The sequence below is a fragment of the Spirillospora sp. NPDC048819 genome (assembly GCF_040650055.1).
Lineage (GTDB): Bacteria > Actinomycetota > Actinomycetes > Streptosporangiales > Streptosporangiaceae > Spirillospora.
The window spans coordinates 93,753-113,811 of the sequence record NZ_JBEZGN010000003.1; the positions used below are offsets into that span (position 1 = coordinate 93,753).

Sequence of the window (20,059 nt, forward strand, 5' to 3'; positions counted from 1 at the left end):
TGCGGTCGGTGTTCGATCTTTTCGTTCCGTATGCGGATTCGTTGCCCTGCCGGCTCGCTTTCCCGCCGGTTCTCAGCGGCAGCCGGCGCCGAGGCAGTCCTTGCGCACCACTTCGCGCCCGCCGACGGTCACGACATAGGACTCGTGTGGACGGCCGGTGTCCGCGCGGTAGGCGACGCCGTCCACGGTGACCGGCTCGCCCGTCCAGGTGTGGGCGGTGCAGTTCACGCGCACGACGGACCGGGTTTCGGTCTCGGGCGTCTTGCAGTCGGGCCGTTTCCGCAGCTCGATGCCCTGCGCCTTCAGTTCGTCCACGGTGCCGCCGGTGACGGCGTTGCGGTAGGCGCCCTCCGAGATCCGCTGCGTCGTCTCGCAGCCCGACACCGTCAGGGCGAGCAGCGCGGCCAGCACGGCTGCGAGCGGCCGCTTCACGGCGTGTCTCCCACGGCGGCTTCCGCCCGGCGCAGTTCGGCGACCGCGTCGGCGAGCGCGTCGGGCCGGTCGAGCGGCACCATGTGCAGGGCGTCCGGCAGTTCGGCCCGGCTCCCGCGGGGGCTCATCGCGGCGAGTCTCGCGTGGCCCTCGGCCCACTCGCGCTTCTTGTCCGGGTCCTCCACGTCGCCGAGCGCGGTCACGACCACCAGCGGGACGGGCGGGAACGGGCGGCGCTCGCGCAGCCGCGCCAGGTCGGCGGCCATCTCCCGGTAGGCCAGTTCCTCCGCGATGACCGTGCCGATCACCGTCCCGCGCCCGTACACCGACCGCACGACGCCGTCCGGGACGGCCTCGTCGCGGCGGCTCGTCTTCCTGAGGATCAGCCGCCGCCCGCACGGCCCGGCGACCTTGGCCAGCCGCGTCGCGCCGAGGACCGCCCCGGTCGCCGTGGCCAGGGGGGTCAGCACGGCCCCGAGGCGGACGGCCGCGTGCGGGTCGCGCTCGTAGCTCGGGTCGACCAGCACCATCCCCCGGACCAGGCCGGGACGCAGCCTGGCCAGCGCCTCGGCGTGGAACGCGGCCATCGAGTGCGCGAGGACGATCACGGGCCGCCCGGCTCGCTCCGCCAGGGCCTCCAGGTTCGCGACGTCGCGCCGGAGCGTGGGCCGCGCGTTCCCGGCCGGGCTGAGGCCGAGCCCCGGCCGGTCGAACACGGTCACCCGGTATTCGTCCCGCAGCAGCTCGACGGTCGGGACCCAGTCGAACCAGGCGCCGCCCAGCCCGGCGGTCAGCAGCAGCGGAACGCCGCCCACCGGCCCGGACTCGACCACGTGCACCTGCTCGCGGCCCACGTTCACGATCTCGCTCACAACCGGGCCCCCTCACTCGCGGCCGCGGCGTCCCGTGCGGCCTTCGCCGCGTCCCGCCGGTCGGCGTACAGGGCCCAGGCGATGACCAGAAGCCCCAGGCACAGAACGCAGATCTGGACGCGCTGGACGACCCCGAGCCACTGCCCCATGTACATCGCCGTCAGCGTGCACGCCGCCAGCACCGTCTGGGCCACGGCCAGCCGCCAGCCCCAGCGGGCCAGGGCCGGCCACCACCGGTACCGGCGGGCGGCCAGCGACAGCAGCACGATCGCGGCCAGCCAGCAGACGACCACGGAGCTGCTGGTGACCGCGTGGAGTTCATGGGAGAGCGACACGTGCCCCGAACGCTCCCGCAGCGCGCACCAGGTGTCCAGGCTGGGTGCGCAGTCCAGCGGGAAGGCCGCGTCGCCGATGGCGAAGAAGCCGAACAGGCCGAGGAAGGCCCATCCGGCGGTGGCGAGGGGCCTGCGGGTGAGCCTGCGGAGCGCCCCGAGCGCCACCAGGATCGTCAGGACGCCGGTGACGAGGTCCCCGGCACCGTAGATGTAGTGGAACGGCTGGTCGGCGGCCGACAGCTCGCTCACGTAGCCGTTGAAGAAGTCGAGGTCGGGGTTGAGCACGCTCCCCACCAGGAACGTCGCGTAGGCGATCGCGGCGACCACGGTCAGGACGATCACCGGGGCGGGAACGATCCCCGGCCCGGTGTGCTCGCCGGAGTCCACCGGACGCCTGCCGGAGCCCATCACGCCCCCCTCCGCCGCCCGACCCTGCCGCCCGCCCAGTATTTCCGAACTCGCGGCGTGGTGTGACCCGGGGCGCGGTTCGGTGTGAAACCGCTGGCAGCGTCCACCGCCCGCGCCCGCCGCCGGTGCCGCGCACCGGACTTCACCGCCTGCTGACGGAGAAGTTGACGTGCCGTAGTCGTTGTACAAGCGATGGAACGTCAACGATGATGTCCAGGCGATTTGTCGGGATCGTCCTTGACCAGCTTTTTTCCTACCACGTAGGGGGTATCAATTCGGCATGAACCCTCCTCAAAGGGTTGAATGGGGGTGACCTGAGCAGTTCCGATCACGTTCCGTGACGACGCGCCGGGGGTGCGCTTCCCCGCAGACAGCAAGGAGTACCAACACGTGACACTGGTGAACGACGCGGCGCCCGCAGTGCGATCCACCGGTCGCAAGTTCCGCGCCTTCACGGCGAAGCACCTTGACGAGCTCACCGCTCGCGCCGGGCTGTCGCCCGCGCAGCGCCTCGCGACCCGGGCGGTGGCCACGGTCCTGCCGTTCCGGACCAACGCGTACGTCATCGAGGAGCTCATCGACTGGGCGGCCGCGCCCGACGACCCGATCTACCGCCTGGTCTTCCCGCAGGAGGACATGCTCCCTCCCGAGGACGTCGCGCACCTGGCCGACCTCCTGCGCCGTGAGGCCCCCAAGGCCGAGATCGAGGCCGCCGCCCACCGGGTGCGGATGAAGCTGAACCCGCACCCCGCCGGGCAGATGGAACTCAACATCCCGAGCTTCGGCGACGGCAAGATCCCGGGAATGCAGCACAAGTACGACGAGACCGTCCTGTACTTCCCCAAGCAGGGTCAGACCTGCCACGCGTACTGCACGTACTGCTTCCGCTGGGCCCAGTTCGTCGGCGAGGCCGACCTGAAGATGGCCGGCGACGACGTCACCGCCCTGCGCGACTACATCGCCGCGCACCCGGAGGTGACCAGCGTCCTGTTCACCGGCGGCGACGCGATGATCATGGGCGAGACGGTGCTGCGCCGCTACGTCGAGCCGCTTCTGGAGCTCGACCAGCTCGAATCCATCCGCATCGGCACCAAGTCCCTCGCCTACTGGCCGCAGAAGTTCGTCACCGACCCCGACGCGGACGACATGCTCCGCCTGTTCGAGCAGGTCGTGGAGTCGGGCAAGAACCTGGCGTTCATGGCGCACTTCACCCACCCGCGCGAGCTCGAACCGCTCATGGTCACCGAGGCGTGCCGCCGCATCCGCGACACCGGCGCGATCATCCGCACCCAGGCCCCGCTGATCCGGACGATCAACGACCGCGCCGCCGACTGGGAGAGCATGTGGCGCACCCAGACCCGGATGGGCCTCATCCCGTACTACATGTTCGTCGAGCGCGACACGGGTCCCCAGGACTACTTCGCCGTCCCGCTCGCCGAGGCGTACGAGATCTACCGGGACGCCTACAAGAACGTCTCCGGCCTCGCCCGCACCGTCCGCGGCCCGTCCATGTCCGCCACACCGGGCAAGATCTGCGTGGACGGCGTCGTCGACGTGGCAGGCGAGAAGGTGTTCGCGCTCCACCTCATCCAGTGCCGCGACGCGGACCTGGTCGGCAAGCCGTTCTTCGCCAAGTACGACCCCAACGCGGTCTGGCTGGACGAACTGAAGCCGGCCTTCGCCGACCGCTTCCCCTGGCAGGGGTAAGAAGCAGCGGGGGCCGGCCCGGACCGGCCGAGTACGGGACCGGCCCCGGCTGAGTACGAAACTTCGGGCGGCGATCCTCGTCCGCGAGGCGCCGCCCTGCGGGGTCAGCGGAGATGGCGGGTCAGGGACGCGCAGGCGATCAGTGTGGCCGCACCGCACAGCACGACGACGTGGGACGGGGCCAGAAACTCGCCGAGCGCGCCCGCCCCGCCGATCCCCGCGGCCTGCCCGGTCATGAGGCCGCTGTTCGACAGGCCGAGGGCCTGCCCCCGGATCCGCTCGGGCACCGCGTCCACCAGGCGCCGCTGGACGGTCAGCTCGTAGCCGAGCCCGAACGTCCCCGCGGCCATCAGCGCGCAGGCCACCGGCAGGCCCGGTTCGAACACGAACACCAACAGCGGCGCGCCGGTCAGCGCGGCCAGCGGCAGCGTGAGACGTTCGCGCAGGCCGGGGCGGATCCAGCGGCCCACGATGAGGTTGCCCGCGAACATCCCGGCCGCGGCGGCCGACAGCAGCAGCCCGGCCGCGTCCGGGTTCCCCAGACCGCCCGCGTACGGGACGGCCATCCCCTCCGCGCCGACCGAAAGGGAGATCGGCAGCCAGGCGGACAGCAGCAGCCCGCGCGTGGTGCGCCCGCCCAGCAGCAGCCGGTTGACCCGCCACGTTTCGCGCGCCGCTCCCGAGGACGTCCCCTCGGCGGCCGCCGGCGTGTCCGGGAGCCGGAAACGGGCGAGCACGGTGGCCAGGGCCGCGCCGGCCGCCGCCAGCCAGAGCGTTCCGGCCGGGCTGAGCGCCGCCAGCAGCAGGCCGCCCGCCGCCTGGCCCGCGATCTGGGCGCCCGCGCTCGTCATCGTGAACATCGACCGGCCGAGCACGTAGCCGTCGCCGGGGAGCAGGACCGGAAGCCTGGCCTGGACGGTCGCGCCCCCGACCGGCGCGAACAGGCCCACCGCGAACAGCAGCACCAGGATCGCCGGCACCGGGAGCCCGCCGAGGGCGAGCACGGCCGTGACCGCGAAGCGCAGCAGATGGTAGCCGGTGAGGAGCCGCCGGGCGGGGACGCGGTCGGCGAGCGAGAGCAGCAGCGCCCCGCCCACCACGTACGGAAGCATGCTCGCGGCGAAGACGAGCGCCGCCGCGGCCGGGGAGCCCGTCCGCTCGAAGGTCTGCACCGACAGGGCGATCGTGCGGATCGAGTCGCCGGCGACCTGCAGCGTCTGCAGGGAGAACAGCGTCCGGAACTCCGGGATGCCGAAAACGTCGCGGTAGCGCGCGGACTCGGACGGGGGAACCGGCTTCGGCGGGGGAGCGGCCATGGCCGAGACTCTGCGGCGACGACCACGTCCGGCGACAATGTTTCGGGGAGGAGCGAAACATGTACCGGATCGAGGTCGGCCCCGAAGACCTTGCCGCGAGCCGCTTCGGGGTCGCCCCGCTGCTGGAGGCGCACAGCGCTCTCGGCCTCGTCGCGGGCCGTGCCCCGGCCGGGCCGCTGGCGCCGTGGGTGGAGCGGGCACGCCCCGCCTACCGGGAGGTGGCCGCCGACCCGGCCATCCGGGCGCTGGCCTTCCTGCGCCGCTCGCACGGGTACATGGCCGACTTCGTCGTCCCGCCGCCCGCCCGGCCGAACCTCACGGTCGCCGAGCACCTGGCCGCGGTCCGCGCGACGCCGCGCGACCAGGCGCGGCGGGAGATCGCCCGCAACCTCGCGGGGCTGCCGGAGCCGGACGCCGCCACCCGGGACGTCCTCGACGCGCCGGACATGGTGGAACGTCTCGCCGCCGGCCTGCACACCGTCTGGCGCGCCCTGCTGGAGCCCGACTGGCCCCTGCTGCGGTCGATCCTCGAACAGGACATCCTGCACCGCGCGGGACGGCTGGCCGCCTACGGCTGGGCGGAGGCGCTGGACGGCCTGTCCCGGCACGTGCGCTGGCGGGGCGGCGTGATCGAGGCGGGCATCGTCGCCGACGGAACCCACCGCCTCGACGGGGGCGGGCTCATGTTCGTCCCCACCGTCTTCTCCGAACTCGGCGTCGCACTCGAACAGGACTGGCCGTACACCCTCATTTACCGCGCCAGGGGAGTGGCGGCCCTGTGGGAGAGCCGGACGCCGCGCGACGAGGACGCCCTCGCCAAGCTGCTCGGCCGTACCCGGGCGGACCTCCTGCGCCTGCTCGCCGACCCCGCCACCACCACTTGGCTGAGCGCCCGGCTCCGGATGAGCGTCGGCGGGGTCGGGGACCATCTCGCGGTGCTGCGCGCGTCGGGGCTGGTCATGAAGGAGCGCAGCGGCCGCTCCGTCCTCTACCGCCGCACGGCCGTCGGCGACGTCCTCGTGGGCGCGGCCTAGACCCGCTGGTGCGCTCCGCGCAGGGTGGTCGTGACGTAGTCGCCGGCACCCCGATGATCGTCCCGGACGCCGGCCCGCGGTGAACCGGCCGGCCGCCCGGGACGAGACCGATCAGCTGCCGAACTCGGGGACGATGCTGGCGCGGGCCAGCGTGTGAGCCGTGACGTTGAAGCCGACCACGGCCGGGGACGTGTCGGAGTCCAGGCCGAGCGACTCCACGTCCAGGGCGTGGACGGTGAACACGTAGCGGTGCGGGTCGCCGGGCGGCGGGGCCGCGCCGCCGTACGCCTTCACCCCGAAGTCGCTGCGGGCATGGACACCGACCTTGGAGTCCTCGGTGCCGGCGCCCGTGGGCAGCTCGCGCACGTCCGCGGGGACGTCGAACAGGACCCAGTGCCAGAAGCCGCTGCCGGTCGGCGCGTCCGGGTCGAAGCACGTCACCGCGAAGCTCTTCGTCTCGGCGGGGAACCCCGACCAGCGCAGGTGCGGTGACCGGTTGCCGCCGCTGAAACCCCAGTCGTCGAACACCTGCTCGTCCGGGAGGCGCCCGCCGTCGGTGACGTCGTCGCTGGTGACGGTGAACGAAGGGACCTCGGGCAGGTGCTCGTGCGGAAGCGGTGGCTTGCCGGCCATGGCGACCTCCTAGTCAGGGACTGCTCGTCAGGGATCTGCTTTGCCCTCCATCTCTATCAGGGGAGGTCAGGTCTTGACGGCCCCCATCGTGAACCCGGTGACGAAACGGTCCAGGAACAGGTTGAACAGGAACGCGATCGGCACCGCCGTGATCACCGTCGCCGCCTGCAGCGACTGCCAGAAGAACACGTCCCCGCGGACCAGCTGCGTCGGCACCCCGGTGCTGATCACCATCTCCGGGCTCGCCGACACGAACGCCAGCGCGTACACGAACTCGCTGGACGTCAGCGTGAAGCTGAACACCACGACCGCGACGATCCCCGGGAACACCAGCGGCATCACCACCCGCCGGAACGCGCCGAGACGGCTGTAGCCGTCCACCATGGCCTGCTCCTCCACGTCCTTCGGGACGGCCTTGAGGAACCCGATCAGCAGCCACACCGACACCGGGACCGTGATCGTCGGATACACGACGATCATCGACCAGAGCGTGTTCTCCAGATGCAGCGCCACCACGACGCGCGTCAGCGACAGGAACAGCAGCGACGGCGGCACCAGGTACACCATGAAGATCGCGATGCCCATCGGCGTCCCCCACGGGCGGTCCAGGCGCGCGAGGGAGTACGCGGCGGGCAGCGACAGCGCCAGCGTCACCGCCACCACCGCCGCGCCCACGATCAGCGTGTTGACCACGAACGTCATGAACGGCGTGTCGGTGAACAGGAACGTCACATGGTCGGGCGTCGCCGGCATGTTGAAGAAGAACGGGTTGCTCTCCGGGTTGTACAGGTCCTGGTTCTGCTTGAACGCGCTGATCACGCTCCACAGGAACGGCAGCGCGCACAGCAGCGCCGCCATGACCGCCGCCCCGTACACCCCGCACCGGGCCGCCACATGCCGCCGCCCGTACCGCCGCCGAAGCCGCTCAACCTCGGCGCCGGGCGCCTTCTCGACGGGCGCGGCAGAAGTGCTCATCGGGCCCTGCCTTTCTGGGGGGCGACCCCCAGGCCCCCGGGGCGGAGCCCCGATGATCCTCGCTTCGCTGCGGTCATCGGGCCTCCAGACGTCGGACGGCGCGAAGGATCGCGACCGCGGCGGCGAGCAGCAGCGGGAACAGGAACAGCGCGATCGCGGCGCCCTGCCCCACGTCGCCGCCCTCGATGCCGCGGAAGTACGCCCATGACGCCAGCACGTCCGTCGAGTGCGTCGGGCCGCCCCGCGTCAGCACGTACGGGACGGTCATGTCGGTGAACGTCAGGATCGCGCCGAACAGCGCGGCGACGGCGATCACCGGCATCGTCAGCGGGATCGTCACCTCGAACATCCGCCGCCAGAACCCGGCGCCGTCGATCCGCGCGGCCTCGTCGAGGTCGCGGGGGATCGCGATCAGCCCCGCCATCACGATCACCGCGGCCAGCGGCGTCAGCCGCCACACGTGCACGGCGATCACCGACGCCATCGCGGTGCCCGGACGGCCCAGCCACACGACGTTCGCGTCGATCAGCCCGACATGGCGGAGCACCCAGTCGACCGGCGAGAAGATCGAGTCCAGGAACCACAGCCACGAGATCGTCGACAGCGCCACCGGCGTCGTCCACGGCAGCAGGATCAGGAACCGGACGAACCACTTGCCGCGGAAGTCGGCGACCAGGATGTTGGCGAGGATCTTCCCGAACACGACGATCAGCACCATGCTCACCGCGGTGAAGATCAGCGTGTTCCGCAGCGAACGCCAGAACACCCGGTCGTCGAACACCTCGGCGAAGTTGGTGAACCCCACGAAGTCGAACGACGGGTCGCCGGTCGTCACGTCCGAGAACGCGAACGCGACCGCCAGCAGGAACGGGACGCCGACCAGCGCGAGGATGTAGACGACCGACGGCAGCAGCATCACCCACGCGAGGAAGCCGTCGCGGTCGGCGAGGCCGGGTCTGGTGCGCCTGTCCCGCGCCGGCGCGGTGTCCGGCTCCGGCTCGGTCTTCACGTCCGTCATGGGGCGCCCCCGACCGGCACCGCGGACGCCCGGGTTCCCCCCTCGGCGTCGAAGAACCGGAGCCGGTCCGAGGGCACCGCGAACTCGTGCGTCTCCCCGGCCTCCAGCGGCGTCCCCACGGTCGCGGGCAGCCGGGCGATGACGCGGGTCTCCTCGCCGATCCCCGTCACCGTCCCGTACACGTGCCGGTCGCCCGACAGGTACTCCATCCGGTCGACCTGCAACGGCATCGTCACCCGCGCCTTCGCCGGGACGTTCTCGGCGGGCAGCAGATGCTCGGGACGGAACCCGACCAGCCGGTCGCCCCGCTTGACGAGGTTCATCGGCGGGGACCCGATGAACGTCGCGACGAACGTGTCGGCCGGGTCGTCGTACACCTCCTGCGGCGTCCCGATCTGCCGGACGCGGCCCCGCTCCAGCACCGCGATCCGGTCACCGAGGCCCATCGCCTCCGCCTGGTCGTGCGTCACGTAGATCGTGGTCGTCCCGACCCGCTCCTGGAAGCGCTTCAGCTCGTCCCGCGCCGTGGCACGCATCTTCGCGTCGAGGTTGGACAGCGGCTCGTCCAGCAGGAACACCGCCGGGTCACGGACCAGGGCGCGCGCCAACGCCACCCGCTGCCGCTCCCCGCCCGACAGCTGGCGCGGCTTCCTGCCCAGCAGCGGCTCGATCTCCAGCAGCTCCGCCGCCCACGTCGCCTTGCGCTCGCGTTCCTCCTTGTCCATCCCCTCCGCGCGCAGCGGGAAGACGATGTTGTCCTTCACCGTCTTGTGCGGGTACAGCGCATACGACTGGAACACCATCGCGATCTGCCGGACCCGCGGCGGGAGCCCGTTCACCACGTTCCCGCCGATCAGCACCTCGCCCTCCGTCGGCTGCTCCAGGCCCGCGATCGTCCGCAGCAACGTCGTCTTCCCGCACCCGGACGGCCCGAGCAGCACCAGATACTCCCCGGGCTCCGCCGCCAGATCCACGCCGTCCAGGGCCAGCACCTGCTCCGACCGCCCCCGCCGCGCCCGAAGATGCCCATCGAACGCCTTGACCAGCCCCTTCACCTCGACGGTGTTCATGGCCTCGCCTCCGCTCAGAGCGTGTGCACGGGCTCAGCCGCCTACGAGGCCGCGGGAGCGCCAGTTCTGGAAGATCGAGTTGATGCTCTTCTCCGCCTCCGCGACGGCGTCCGCCGGGGACGCCTGGCCGCGGGCGGCGCGGCCGAACATCGTCGGCAGGATGTGGGTGTTGAAGGTCTCGCCGATCGCCGGGTTGGACGGGCCCGGGTAGCCGATGTTGGCGCTCCACGACACCGCGTCCTTCAGCAGGCTGAGCTTGTTCGCGGGCTTGGCGCCCCACGGGTCGTTGTCGAACCAGCCGTTCAGCTGCGGCACGAGCGACGGCCACGCCGGCAGGTCGTACAGCTCGGAGTGGTACGTCACGGCCGGGAAGTTGGCCGTGTAGTGCAGCAGGAACTCCTTCGCCGCGTCCGCGTTCTGCGCGTGCTTGGGGACGATCCACTGCTGGATCACGTGCTGCGCGGCGAACGCCGCCTTCGGGCCGCGCAGGGCGGGGACGAAGAAGATGTCGTCGCCGATCGTGCGGTTGGTGCCCATCGCGGTCCGCCACGCCGAGATCGAGTTCAGGATGAAGGACGACTTGCCGGCGATGAGCGCCTGGTTGTTGGACGCCGGGTTCCACGAGAAGACCTCGCTGGTCTCGGCCCCCTTGAACAGCCGGGTCATGAACTCCACGGCCGCGATGGTCGCGTCGGAGTTGATCACGACCTGCTCGTTCTCGTCCTGGACGGAGCCGCCGAACGACCACAGCAGCGCCCGCGCCGCCATGTTCGAGTCGGTCTCGGGCGACAGCCCGATCCCGCACGGCACCCCCGTCTGCTTCTTGATCTCCGAGGCGCCGCGCAGCAGGTCGTCCCAGCTGGCCGGGCCGTTAGGCATGCCGACCTTCTGCCACATCGACTTGCGGTAGTCGCCGGGGTCGGGCGTCCAGCCGGGGCAGTAGGCGTAGAACCGCTTGGTGTTCGGGTTGTAGCTCGACTTGCGGCACAGCTCCTGCTGCTGCCCCCACCGCCGGTTCGCCTCCTGGACGACGTCGGACATGTCCAGGACGGACGGCTCGTACTGCGAGAACGGCGCGATGTGCTGGATGAGGTCGTGCCCGCGTCGCGCCTGGATCTCCGACGCGGCGCGGCGGGGGACGTCCACGGTGTTGACGTGGTCGACGCGGACGTCGACCCCGACTTTCTCGCCCCAGTCGGCGACGAACTTGTCGAACCATTTGTCGTGCCGGGGCACGAAGTGGCTCCACATCAGGATGCTGAGGGAGCCGCTCAGCTTCGACGCCGGGGAGGTGAACACCTCCTTGGGGGCGTTGCCGGAGTTCTTCGCCTGCGGTCCGCTGGACTCGCTGGCGCATCCCGCCAGGAGCCCGTACGCGCCCGCGGCGAGCGCCGTGGAGGACAGGAATCCGCGTCTGCTGACTCCGGCGATGTCGGTGCGGGGGGTGTCGGGGGTCGTCCCCTCTTGGGGGGTACTGAGCCGGTCGGCCATCGGGAGTCTCCCTCGCCGCTGAAGGTCTCCCCTCGAAGGTAGATCGACGAGGCCGTTTCATCCAGAGACGATCCGGTAACTCGGTGTCACTGTGGTCTCACCCGCAACACCGGTCCCGATGGACACCCGGGTTGCTCTTCAATGGTCATGACAAACCACTGACCCGCTGTTTCAGCGAGCCTGACTCCCGGCGGCCGCTCGCGCCGGCCGCGCCGGTGCGGCTACTTGCCGGTGGCCTCGGTGTAGGCGGCGATGACCTCGTCCGGGTCGCCGTCCATGTGCATGCGGCCCTCGTCGATCCAGATGACGCGGTCGCAGGTCTCCTTGACCACGTCCAGCTGGTGCGCGACGAGGAACACCGCCCCCGCCTCCTTGCGCAGCTCCTCGATCCGGCGCTTGCTCTTGACCTTGAACTTGGCGTCGCCGGTGGCGAGGGCCTCGTCGATCAGCAGCACGTCGTGGGTCTTGGCCGCGGCGATCGCGAACCGGAGCCGGGCGCCCATCCCGGACGAGTACGTCCGCATGGGGTACTGGATGAACCCCTCCTTGAGGCCGGCGAAGTCCACAATCTCCTGGTACCGGGACTTGGTCTCCGCCGGGGTCATGCCCATGGCGAGGCAGCCGAGGATGATGTTGCGCTCGCCGGTGAGGTCCTTCATCAGGGCCGCGTTCACGCCCAGCAGGGACGGCTGGCCGTCGGTGTACACGCCGCCCTTGTGCGGCGGCAGCAGCCCCGCGATGGCCTTGAGCAGCGTCGACTTGCCGGAGCCGTTGGTGCCGATGATGCCGACGGCCTCGCCCCGGTAGACGACGAACGACAGGCCCTTGATCGCGTGGACCTCGGTCATCGTGGGGCGGCTCTGCCGGCGCAGGACACGGGAGAAGGCCGACGCGGCGTTGCCCTTCCCGCCCGCACCGTAGACGCGGTAGATGATGTGGAGGTCGTCGACGACGACGATCGGGTCCCGGTGCGGATCGAGTTCGACGGCCCCACGGACCTTGGTGTCAGCCACGGCCGTAACGCTCCTCGGCTCTGTAGAAGTACATGAACCCGCCGACGAGCATCACCACGGCCCATACGACGGCGTACAGCCACAGGTTCGCCGACGACTGGATGCCCAAGTCCTGCTGGACGTGGTTCCGATACTCGCCCAGCAGCACGTATCTGCTGAGTTCGACGTACACGTACGCCGGGTTGAGCTGCAGCAGTTCACCCAGGATGGGGTACCCGGCCAGCCTGGAGCCCGCCTGCATCAGCGAGGGCAGGCTGAAGATGACACCGGACATGTACAGCCAGGTGCGCATGACGAACGGCAGGAGCTGGGTGATGTCGCGGTTGAACGCGCCCAGCCGGGCCATCACCATGCTGATGCCCACGTTGAACATGAGCTGCAGCATCACCACGGGCACGAACAGCAGCATCTGGAACGTGATCGGCTCACCGAAGGCCACGATGATCGTGAAGAGCACGACCAGGGCCAGCAGGAGCTGCTGGAACTCCACGACCGCGATCGCGAGCGGCAGCGTGGCGCGCGGGAAGTGCAGAGCCCGGATCAGCGAGAGGTTGTCTCCGACGGACTTGGCGCCCGCCGTCACGGACCGCTGCGTGAAGCCGAACAGGAAGACGCCGGTCACCAGGAACGGAATGAAGTCGGGAACCCCGCGGCTCAGATTCAGCAGCAACCCGAAGATCAGGTAGTAGACCGCCGCGTTCAGCAGTGGCGTCAGCAGCTGCCACACCTGGCCTAGGCGCGAGTCGCTGTACATCGAGATGTTCTTGGCGGACGCGAACGCCCAGATGAAGTTCCGCCGGGCCCACACACTCTGGAGGTACTTGCGCAGCGGGGGGCGCGCCGCGCTCTGCCTCAGCCCATGCCGAGCGGCGTAGTCGGCCAGCGTCTCGTTCACGTGATGGGGCTCCGCGATCGTTCCGACCGACTCGCCACCCGGGGAACCGAGCCGTTCCGGGTGACTCATGTCGCGAAGCTTATTGCAGTCGATGAGTCCAGAGTGACGTGTGCCCGCATGTGACCCCCGATTTGAGATCTTTACGGAATCATGTCGGCGTCCCTGGGGATACCCCGGTCATGCGCGTCAACCACAAGCGGCGCATTGCCGCGCCGTCACGGTCCGTCATGTGGCCTCGCCGCCAGGTACCGGAGCCCCGGGCCGGTCTGCTGCCTTCGGGCGTGCGGCGCTCCCGGCTGCTGCGCAGGCTCGGGCGGGCCGACCGGTGGGCGTTCGACCGGGTCGCGGCGGCGCGGCTGCGGGGGCTGGAGTACGTCCTGCCGAGGCTGTCGCGGTTCGCCGACCACGGTGTGCTGTGGTTCACGACCGCGGGGGTGCTGGGTGTCGCGGGACGGGCCCGGCTGCGCCGGGCGGCGCTGCGCGGCTCGATCGCGATCGCGGTGGCGAGCCCGGCGGTGAACATCCTCGGCAAGCACGCGTTCGGCCGCAAACGTCCCGTCGTGGATCTGGTGCCGCCGATCCGGATCCGGTGGAAGCTGCCGACGTCGCACGCCTTCCCGTCCGGCCATTCGGCGTCCGCCGCGGCGTTCGCGGCGGGCGTCGCGATGGAGGCGCCGCGCCGGGTGGCCGTGCCGGTCACGGCGACGGCCGCGGCGGTGGCGTTCTCCCGCGTCTACACCGGCGCCCACTATCCGGGCGACGTGCTCGCCGGGATGGGGATCGGCGTGCTCGCCGCGGTCGGGACGCGGATGGTGTGGCCCGCCCGCCCTCCGGTGGCCCGCGTGACCCGGGCCGGGGCGGGCATCGGCGACGGGGCGGTCACCGAGGACGGGCGGGGCCTGGTCGTGGTCGTCAATCCCGGGGCGGGCACCGCCGGTGAGGTGGCCGCCGGGATCCTGCCGGGCCGCGCGGAGATGGCCATCGGGCTGGTGGAACGGGAGCTTCCGGCGGCGGAGATCGTCCGGGCCGGGCCCGAGGAGGACATCGACAAGGTGTTCGGCGAGGCGGCCGGGCGGGCCGCGGTGCTCGCCGTCATCGGCGGGGACGGCACCGTGAACGCGGGCGCGCGGGCCGCGCTGGAACACGACGTCCCGCTGCTGGTCATCCCCGGCGGGACGTTCGACCACTTCGCCCGCGCGCTCGGCCTGGGGTCGGCGGCGGAGGCGATCGCGGCCTACCGGGACGGGCGGATCGGCCGCGTCGACGTCTCCTACGTCACACCGGCGACCGGCGGGCACGGGCGTGACGAAGAGCATCTGTTCCTCAACACCGCCAGTTTCGGTGCCTACGCCGAGATGATCGACCGGCGGGAGCGGCTGGAGCACCGGCTCGGGAAATGGCCGGCGCTCGCCGTCGCCGCCGCCCGCACGCTGCGGCATTCCGAGCCGGTCGAGCTGTTCGTGGACGGCCGCAGGCGCCACGTCTGGCTCGCGTTCGTCGGGAACTGCGCCTACGGCTCGCGGGGCGCGGCCCCCACCTGGCGGGAACGTCTCGACGACGGGCGGCTCGACATCCGGATGGTCGCCACCGGACGCCGCGTCCCCCGCGTCCGCGCGCTCGCCGCGATCCTGGCCGGGCACCTGCACGTCACGCCGGGTTACCGCGCGTGGCAGGCCGGCGGCCTGGAGGTGGTGTCGCCGTCCGGGGGCGTGCGGCTGGCCCGGGACGGCGAGGTCTCCTCGCTGCCGGCCGCGCTGCGGTTCGGCAAGCACGCCGGTGCCCTCGCGGTGTTCTGCAGTGCCGAGTCCACCGCCGGTACAGCTTGAAGTCGGCACAGTCTGAAGTTCGGCACAGCCTAAAAGTTGATATTGCACGTGCCCGCCTCGCGATTCGGCGGGCGGCGGACGGGTAGGGGACGGGACGCCCACGGAGGAGGGGGACCGGAATGACGAGTCACGACACGGGGCTGGGAGTCGACCCCGGCGCGCTCACCGACGACGACCTGTTCCGTGAGCTGGGCCACCTGTACCAGACGAGGCTCGATGCTCTCCGGCACGCCGCCGACCAGGCCTACGGGGAGCACACGCGCCGCATGAACCAGCTCGAAGCCGAATACCTGCGCAGGCGTCCGGGACGCGAGATCGATCCCGAGCGGCTGCGCGAGGGGGCACGCGCCCGCTGACGGCTTCGCGATGAGCCCCGGCCGCCCGGCCGGTTCCGCGCCACCGGCCGGACGGTCGGCCGTCCGTTCCCGGGCGTCCGGCGGCGCCTGCGGGGGCTGGTCTTGTTCGGGGGTTCGTCTTGTTCGGGTAAAAGGCCGGGCGTTGGCGGTAGGGGAGCGGGAGGGTCCGTAACAGGATCCGGAAGGGATCCTCGGGGGGTGTGATCTGTGGGGCGGACCCGGCCTGGCCGGAATCGACTGCGTCATCGGAAGAGACTGGGCCATCGGAAACGGCTGCGTCATCGAAGACGGCAGGGTCATGGGCACCAGCCAAGGCTTCGTGAGTGCGTACGGCAGTGGTGGCCGTTCGTGGCGGGGGCGCTGGCGACGTCCGGGCTCCTGCTCGGCGCCTACCTGTGGGCACCGCGGGAACCGGGCGCCGCGACGGCGCTGGCCGTGACGGAGGACGGCCCACCCGACCGGCCGTTACAGAAGAAGCCCGTGCGGGGGAGGACCGTGCAGGCGCGGCCGATGAGCAGTTACACGACGCATTTCACGCCGGGGGAGCCCCGGGTGCACAACATCGAGCTGGCCGCCGAGATCCTGGACGGGCACATCGTCGCCCCCGGCCGGACGTTCTCGTTCAACGGCGTCGTCGGGCCGCGCACCGAGAGCCGCGGTTACGTGCCCGCCCCGGCCATCATGGGCTCGCGGCTGGTGAACGATGTGGGCGGCGGCATCTGCCAGGTGTCCTCGACGCTGTTCAACGCGGTGTTCCGGGCGGGCCTGGACATCCGGAAGTCGCGCGCACACACCATGTACATGCCGGAGTACCCGGAGGGTCGCGAAGCCGCGGTGTCCTATCCGGCACTGGATTTCACCTGGCGGAACGACACGGGGCGTCCCGTGCGCATCCAGGTCGCCTACACGGCGTCGTCGCTGACGGTCAGCCTGTGGGGCGAACGCAAGTACCAGGTGCGGTCGAAGACGTCCGACCGGTACGGGGTCAAGCCCTACGGGACGGGTGTGGGGCGGGGGCGCAAGTGCGTTCCCACGGTCGGCCGCGAGGGTTTCGAGATCGACGTCTGGCGGACGCTGCTCGACGACGGCCGGAAGGTCCGCCGCGAGAAGTTCCACACCGAGTACCGTCCCCAGCCCGAGGTGAAGTGCGTGTAGGGGCGCGTGCGGGGCACGGCGGGGCGCGTGACATCGTGAAGGCATGGCGGTACGCGAAGGAACGTACGAGCTGGGGCCGGACGATGGGCGGCTGCTGATCAGGACGGGCCGCAGCGGACTCGGACGGCGGGCCGGCCACGACCTCACCATCGAGGCCACCCGGTGGACGGCGGCGGCCGAGGTCCGGGAGCCTCTGGACGCGTCGTCGGTCGAGGTGACCGTCGACGTGGACGCGCTGGAGGTGCGGGAGGGCGCCGGCGGCGTGAAGCCCCTGACCGGCGATGACCGCGCGGAGATCGAGAAGAACCTGCGCAAGGTGCTCGACGTCCGGCGGTATCCGCACATCACGTTCGTCTCCACCCGGATCGCCGGGGACGAGGAGATCGAGGGCGACCTGACGATCATGGGGCGGGTGAAGCCGGTGCGGATCCGGGCCGCCCTGGACGGCGACCGGGTGCGGGGCGGCGTCACCGTGACGCAGAGCCGCTGGGGCATCAAGCCGTACTCGGCGTTCTTCGGCGCGCTCCGGCTCGCCGACGACGTCGAGATCGAGTTCGACCTCACGTTCCCCGCTTAGCGCGGGCGGCGCGCGTGAACTGGTCGTCGAGGCTGCGCGGGAACGGCAGCATCCGGTGCCGTTCCCGCCAGGGTGCGAATTGGCGGACGGCGTTGAAACCGGCTGCGGTGACGATGCGCTCGACGTTCGGGCCTGGCGTGTGGGCGGGGTAGACGTCCAGGTGGACGATCTCTGCGGGCAGACCGTCCGGCCTGTGGGGTGACACCAGCGTCATGGGCGGACGGACCCGTTCGGCGGACGCCATGTCCCGCGCGTAGGCGACGAGTTCGAGTGTCTCCAGGTCGGGTCCGCTGTGGACGATGAGCCAGCCGTCCACGTCGATCGGTTCCGATGGGGGATCGGTGAGGACCAGCGGTGAGACCTCGTCGGAGACGTCGCGCAGGTAGGCGTCATGGGCGGGGTTCAGCGGCTCCAGGACGAACGTGCGGTCGAAGCGCGGCGGGACGGCGGGCAGCAGCGGCCGGTACGCGTCCCAGCGCAGCAGCCGCGCCAGATGCGTGACCCTCGTCCCGGACGGGAAGCGGGTGAGTTCACCCCTGAGCCCGGCCGGGAACGCGTCCACGATCACCTCGTCCGGTGCGGCGTCCGCCGCGCTCTCCACGACTTGCCAGCCGCCCGTGACGCGGGGATCGGCTGCGAACGGCGACCCGGTCACCACGGTCACCGGTTCGTCCAGGGACAGGGTGTGCAGGACGGACCGGAGCCGCGTCAGATGCCCCAGCCCGTCACCGGCCGCATAGCAGACGATCAACGGACCGAGTCGAGGACCGCCAGGTAACCGGCGGTCTCGGCGGCCGGGGTGAAGTCGCGGCGGATGCGTTCGGCTCCCGCCGCGCCGAGCTTCGCCAGTTCGTCGGCGCCCGCCCGCGCCGCCCGGTCGATCGCCGCGCGGCAGCCGTGCGCGTCGCCGGCGGGGAACACGAAACCGATCTCGTCGTCGGCGACGTCCGCGAGCCCGCCGGCGTCCGACGCGATCAGCGGCACGCCGAGCGCCGCCGCCTCCAGCGCCACGTTCGGCATCCCGTCGTAGAACGACGGCAGCGCGACGAGGTCGCAGCTCGCGTAGACGGCCGGGAGGTCGTACCGCTCCATGAACGGCAGGGACGAGTGCGGGATCTCGCGCCCGGCCAGCCACTCGGTCACGGACTCCTCGACCTCGCCGACCAGCAGCAGATGGAACGCCTCGGCGTGCCCCGACGCGGCCAGCGCCTCCAGGAAGAAGCCGACGCCCTTCTTGACCTTGAGCTGCCCGATGAGGCCGACCGTCCGGCGTCCCGGCCCGACATTGCCGTCCCGCCAGGCCCGGCCCCGCTCCCGCTCGGACGGCAGGATCCGCCACTGCGCGGTGTCGACGCTGTTCGCGACGAACGTGACGGCGGCGTCCGGGGCCAGCGCCGACACCAGCGGCGCGTGCGACCGGGCGACGACGCAGACGCGGGACGAGGCGCGCAGCGCGTCCGCCAGGACGCCGCGCCGCCGCATCGAGAACACGCCGACGTCGATGTCGTTGCCGCGCAGCAGCGTGACGAGCGGCGCGTCCAGCAGCGCGGACAGCACGGGCGCGGCGAGCATGGCGTACACGCCGCCGAACGCGACCACATGGCTGTAGCCGGTGAGGTTCTCGGCGATGATCGTCGTCCAGAGCCGGCGCAGCGCGTGCTCGGAGTCGTCGCCGAGCGGCGCCGTCAGCAGCCGCCCGCCGTGCTCCCGCTCGACGCCCCACCGGCGGGCCCGGCGCGTCAGATGGGCGACGTCGACCTCGACGCCCGCGCCGCGCAGGCCCCGCACGATCCGGTCGCACGACTGCGCCATGCCGCCGCGGCTCGGCGGATAGTGCTCGGTGATCCACAGGACGCGGGGCATCAGCTGTCCACGAACCCCGTGTCGTCGTCCGGCCCCCAGTCGCCGCCGGACGAGTAGTCGTCACCGGGGTTGAACGCCCCGCGGTCGTACTCGTCGAACGACGAATACCAGTGGACGTCGCTGTAGACCTGCGAGCTGTGCCGGTAGTAGTGGCGCCGGTACCCGCCCGTCCAGGACGGATGGTGCGGGTCCCGCGTCCCGTACCCCTGCGCCGCCGCGCATTCGGGGCACAGTCCGCCCTGCGCGGCGTGCGCGGCGCAGACGGGGCGGCGGCACTGCGGGCAGGACGCCACCGCCGCCTGGCCGCAGCGGCCCAGCACGAAGAAGCCGGTGGTCACGGTGCAGCGGGTCATCTGGTCCTCCTCGCGGCTGTTCCCGGCGGCGTCCACCGGAACGGCTCCGTCGACACTTGCAGGATCAGGTCGACCAGGGCCTGGTTCTCGCGGGGGCCGGGGAACTTCCCGCTCGCGCGGACCACCGTCCGCCTCCCCGGCTTGACCCGGACCCTGACCCAGCCGGGCGGCGGCGACGGGGGCCGCTGGACGGCGGCGTCCTTCGGCAGCCGCCGGGTGACCCGCACCAGCTGCACCGTCTTCGACTTGCTCTTGAGCTTGATCTTGCCGCGCGGGTTCCGCTTGCGGTAGCTGCGGTTGCGCACCCGGTCGGTGACGACGAGTTCGACGACGCTGCCGTCGCGCAGTTCGGCGCGCACGCGCAGCCACGGATCGAACGCGAACCACTGCTTCAGCCCCGAGACCGGGGGGCGGGAGGGCAGTTCCTGCTTCGGGCCGTTCTTCTCCGGGACGGCCGGGCCCCGCATGTCCGCCGCGACCGACAGCACCCCGCCCGGCGCCATGTCGGCCGTGAGAACCCGCAGCATCGGCACGAGCACGCCCGGGACCCGCTGGTGCAGCAGCCACTTGCGCCGCCTCACCTGCTCGCCGTGCCGCGCGAGGCTCTGGATGACCGGTTCCCAGTCGTCCCGCCGCAGCGAGACCGAGAAGGCCCTCTCCAGGGTGAGGGCCTTGTGAAGCGGATGGAACCGCTCGATGGCGGCCTTCTGCTTACGCCAGAACATGACGT

At 71.4% G+C, this 20,059-nt stretch carries 21 protein-coding genes; 6 read left to right on the forward strand and 15 right to left on the reverse strand.

The features are described 5' to 3' along the window. Positions 1–72: 72 nt before the first annotated feature. The 3 genes from AB0C35_RS06340 to AB0C35_RS06350 are packed head-to-tail and all read right to left on the reverse strand — an operon-like array spanning position 73 to position 2,047. A complete protein-coding gene (locus tag AB0C35_RS06340) occupies positions 73–432 on the reverse strand; it encodes a hypothetical protein (RefSeq protein WP_358451271.1) in 360 nt (119 codons plus the stop codon). Further along, on the reverse strand, positions 429–1,304 hold the full coding sequence (locus AB0C35_RS06345; protein ID WP_358451273.1) for an alpha/beta hydrolase: 876 nt from the start codon (positions 1,302–1,304) through the stop codon (positions 429–431). The genes AB0C35_RS06340 and AB0C35_RS06345 overlap by 4 nt, the downstream gene beginning before the upstream one ends. Then, complete coding sequence (locus AB0C35_RS06350) at positions 1,301–2,047, reverse strand: DUF998 domain-containing protein (protein ID WP_358451275.1); 747 nt, start codon at positions 2,045–2,047, stop codon at positions 1,301–1,303. Before AB0C35_RS06350 ends, AB0C35_RS06345 begins: the two co-directional genes overlap by 4 nt. A gap of 390 nt (positions 2,048–2,437) precedes the next feature. Between AB0C35_RS06350 and AB0C35_RS06355 the strand changes: the two genes are divergently transcribed. Further along, positions 2,438–3,754 carry a lysine 2,3-aminomutase gene (locus tag AB0C35_RS06355; RefSeq protein ID WP_358451277.1) on the forward strand — a complete coding sequence of 439 codons (1,317 nt, stop codon included), beginning with the start codon at positions 2,438–2,440 and terminating at the stop codon, positions 3,752–3,754. A gap of 104 nt (positions 3,755–3,858) precedes the next feature. Here AB0C35_RS06355 and AB0C35_RS06360 read toward each other — a convergent pair whose 3' ends face one another. Beyond that, positions 3,859–5,070, reverse strand: a complete 1,212-nt coding sequence (locus AB0C35_RS06360; RefSeq protein ID WP_358451279.1) for an MFS transporter — start codon at positions 5,068–5,070, stop codon at positions 3,859–3,861. A 59-nt stretch (positions 5,071–5,129) separates the two neighbouring features. Between AB0C35_RS06360 and AB0C35_RS06365 the strand changes: the two genes are divergently transcribed. Next, positions 5,130–6,104 carry an ArsR family transcriptional regulator gene (locus tag AB0C35_RS06365; RefSeq protein WP_358451281.1) on the forward strand — a complete coding sequence of 325 codons (975 nt, stop codon included), beginning with the start codon at positions 5,130–5,132 and terminating at the stop codon, positions 6,102–6,104. Between the two features lie 111 nt (positions 6,105–6,215). On the opposite strand, the gene AB0C35_RS06370 is transcribed toward AB0C35_RS06365, so the two are convergent. The 7 genes from AB0C35_RS06370 to AB0C35_RS06400 all read right to left on the reverse strand — a co-directional run bounded on the left by AB0C35_RS06370 (position 6,216) and on the right by AB0C35_RS06400 (position 13,268). Further along, a complete protein-coding gene (locus tag AB0C35_RS06370; RefSeq protein ID WP_358451283.1) occupies positions 6,216–6,737 on the reverse strand; it encodes a YbhB/YbcL family Raf kinase inhibitor-like protein in 522 nt (173 codons plus the stop codon). A gap of 66 nt (positions 6,738–6,803) precedes the next feature. Then, positions 6,804–7,712 carry a carbohydrate ABC transporter permease gene (locus tag AB0C35_RS06375; RefSeq protein ID WP_358451285.1) on the reverse strand — a complete coding sequence of 303 codons (909 nt, stop codon included), beginning with the start codon at positions 7,710–7,712 and terminating at the stop codon, positions 6,804–6,806. Positions 7,713–7,785: 73 nt separating this feature from the next. Continuing rightward, positions 7,786–8,730: a sugar ABC transporter permease gene (locus tag AB0C35_RS06380; RefSeq protein ID WP_358451287.1), complete on the reverse strand. Its 945-nt coding sequence runs from the start codon at positions 8,728–8,730 to the stop codon at positions 7,786–7,788. Then, on the reverse strand, positions 8,727–9,800 hold the full coding sequence (locus tag AB0C35_RS06385; RefSeq protein WP_358451289.1) for an ABC transporter ATP-binding protein: 1,074 nt from the start codon (positions 9,798–9,800) through the stop codon (positions 8,727–8,729). The genes AB0C35_RS06380 and AB0C35_RS06385 overlap by 4 nt, the downstream gene beginning before the upstream one ends. A gap of 33 nt (positions 9,801–9,833) precedes the next feature. Then, positions 9,834–11,291, reverse strand: a complete 1,458-nt coding sequence (locus tag AB0C35_RS06390; protein WP_358451291.1) for an extracellular solute-binding protein — start codon at positions 11,289–11,291, stop codon at positions 9,834–9,836. A 221-nt stretch (positions 11,292–11,512) separates the two neighbouring features. Further along, complete coding sequence (locus AB0C35_RS06395; RefSeq protein WP_358451293.1) at positions 11,513–12,304, reverse strand: ABC transporter ATP-binding protein; 792 nt, start codon at positions 12,302–12,304, stop codon at positions 11,513–11,515. Continuing rightward, entirely contained in the window at positions 12,297–13,268 is a 972-nt protein-coding gene (locus AB0C35_RS06400; protein WP_358451295.1) for an ABC transporter permease, read from the reverse strand. Before AB0C35_RS06400 ends, AB0C35_RS06395 begins: the two co-directional genes overlap by 8 nt. 110 nt (positions 13,269–13,378) lie before the next feature. Here AB0C35_RS06400 and AB0C35_RS06405 point away from each other — a divergent pair, with 110 nt between their 5' ends. The 4 genes from AB0C35_RS06405 (at position 13,379) to AB0C35_RS06420 (ending at position 17,113) form a co-directional block, all read left to right on the forward strand. After that, the gene (locus tag AB0C35_RS06405) at positions 13,379–15,025 is read left to right on the forward strand and encodes a phosphatase PAP2 family protein (RefSeq protein WP_358451297.1); all 1,647 of its coding nucleotides are present in this window, start codon (positions 13,379–13,381) and stop codon (positions 15,023–15,025) included. Between the two features lie 119 nt (positions 15,026–15,144). Then, on the forward strand, positions 15,145–15,381 hold the full coding sequence (locus AB0C35_RS06410) for a DUF6158 family protein (protein WP_358451299.1): 237 nt from the start codon (positions 15,145–15,147) through the stop codon (positions 15,379–15,381). A gap of 348 nt (positions 15,382–15,729) precedes the next feature. Continuing rightward, the gene (locus tag AB0C35_RS06415; RefSeq protein ID WP_358451301.1) at positions 15,730–16,536 is read left to right on the forward strand and encodes a VanW family protein; all 807 of its coding nucleotides are present in this window, start codon (positions 15,730–15,732) and stop codon (positions 16,534–16,536) included. Positions 16,537–16,579: 43 nt separating this feature from the next. Then, positions 16,580–17,113, forward strand: a complete 534-nt coding sequence (locus AB0C35_RS06420) for a YceI family protein (RefSeq protein WP_358451303.1) — start codon at positions 16,580–16,582, stop codon at positions 17,111–17,113. Here AB0C35_RS06420 and AB0C35_RS06425 read toward each other — a convergent pair. The 4 genes from AB0C35_RS06425 to AB0C35_RS06440 are packed head-to-tail and all read right to left on the reverse strand — an operon-like array spanning position 17,097 to position 20,054. Beyond that, positions 17,097–17,864 (reverse strand): hypothetical protein, encoded by a 768-nt coding sequence (locus AB0C35_RS06425; protein WP_358451305.1) that lies wholly within the window; start codon positions 17,862–17,864, stop codon positions 17,097–17,099. The two genes, AB0C35_RS06420 and AB0C35_RS06425, sit on opposite strands and share 17 nt — an antisense overlap. Next, positions 17,861–18,976 carry a glycosyltransferase family 4 protein gene (locus tag AB0C35_RS06430; protein WP_358451307.1) on the reverse strand — a complete coding sequence of 372 codons (1,116 nt, stop codon included), beginning with the start codon at positions 18,974–18,976 and terminating at the stop codon, positions 17,861–17,863. Before AB0C35_RS06430 ends, AB0C35_RS06425 begins: the two co-directional genes overlap by 4 nt. Next, a complete protein-coding gene (locus AB0C35_RS06435) occupies positions 18,976–19,329 on the reverse strand; it encodes a hypothetical protein (protein ID WP_358451308.1) in 354 nt (117 codons plus the stop codon). The genes AB0C35_RS06430 and AB0C35_RS06435 overlap by 1 nt, the downstream gene beginning before the upstream one ends. Continuing rightward, positions 19,326–20,054, reverse strand: coding sequence for a hypothetical protein (locus AB0C35_RS06440; protein ID WP_358451310.1), 729 nt, complete (start codon positions 20,052–20,054; stop codon positions 19,326–19,328). Before AB0C35_RS06440 ends, AB0C35_RS06435 begins: the two co-directional genes overlap by 4 nt. Positions 20,055–20,059 lie beyond the last annotated feature (5 nt).

Coding starts and splice junctions, on each gene's coding strand:
- AB0C35_RS06405 (WP_358451297.1), top strand. CDS start 13,379: ATGCGCGTCAACCACAAGCGGCGCATTGCCGCGCCGTCACGGTCCGTC.
- AB0C35_RS06440 (WP_358451310.1), bottom strand. CDS start 20,054: ATGTTCTGGCGTAAGCAGAAGGCCGCCATCGAGCGGTTCCATCCGCTT.
- AB0C35_RS06410 (WP_358451299.1), top strand. CDS start 15,145: ATGACGAGTCACGACACGGGGCTGGGAGTCGACCCCGGCGCGCTCACC.
- AB0C35_RS06370 (WP_358451283.1), bottom strand. CDS start 6,737: ATGGCCGGCAAGCCACCGCTTCCGCACGAGCACCTGCCCGAGGTCCCT.
- AB0C35_RS06350 (WP_358451275.1), bottom strand. CDS start 2,047: ATGGGCTCCGGCAGGCGTCCGGTGGACTCCGGCGAGCACACCGGGCCG.
- AB0C35_RS06385 (WP_358451289.1), bottom strand. CDS start 9,800: ATGAACACCGTCGAGGTGAAGGGGCTGGTCAAGGCGTTCGATGGGCAT.
- AB0C35_RS06420 (WP_358451303.1), top strand. CDS start 16,580: ATGGCGGTACGCGAAGGAACGTACGAGCTGGGGCCGGACGATGGGCGG.
- AB0C35_RS06360 (WP_358451279.1), bottom strand. CDS start 5,070: ATGGCCGCTCCCCCGCCGAAGCCGGTTCCCCCGTCCGAGTCCGCGCGC.
- AB0C35_RS06380 (WP_358451287.1), bottom strand. CDS start 8,730: ATGACGGACGTGAAGACCGAGCCGGAGCCGGACACCGCGCCGGCGCGG.
- AB0C35_RS06430 (WP_358451307.1), bottom strand. CDS start 18,976: ATGCCCCGCGTCCTGTGGATCACCGAGCACTATCCGCCGAGCCGCGGC.
- AB0C35_RS06400 (WP_358451295.1), bottom strand. CDS start 13,268: ATGAGTCACCCGGAACGGCTCGGTTCCCCGGGTGGCGAGTCGGTCGGA.
- AB0C35_RS06390 (WP_358451291.1), bottom strand. CDS start 11,291: ATGGCCGACCGGCTCAGTACCCCCCAAGAGGGGACGACCCCCGACACC.
- AB0C35_RS06365 (WP_358451281.1), top strand. CDS start 5,130: ATGTACCGGATCGAGGTCGGCCCCGAAGACCTTGCCGCGAGCCGCTTC.
- AB0C35_RS06435 (WP_358451308.1), bottom strand. CDS start 19,329: ATGACCCGCTGCACCGTGACCACCGGCTTCTTCGTGCTGGGCCGCTGC.
- AB0C35_RS06375 (WP_358451285.1), bottom strand. CDS start 7,712: ATGAGCACTTCTGCCGCGCCCGTCGAGAAGGCGCCCGGCGCCGAGGTT.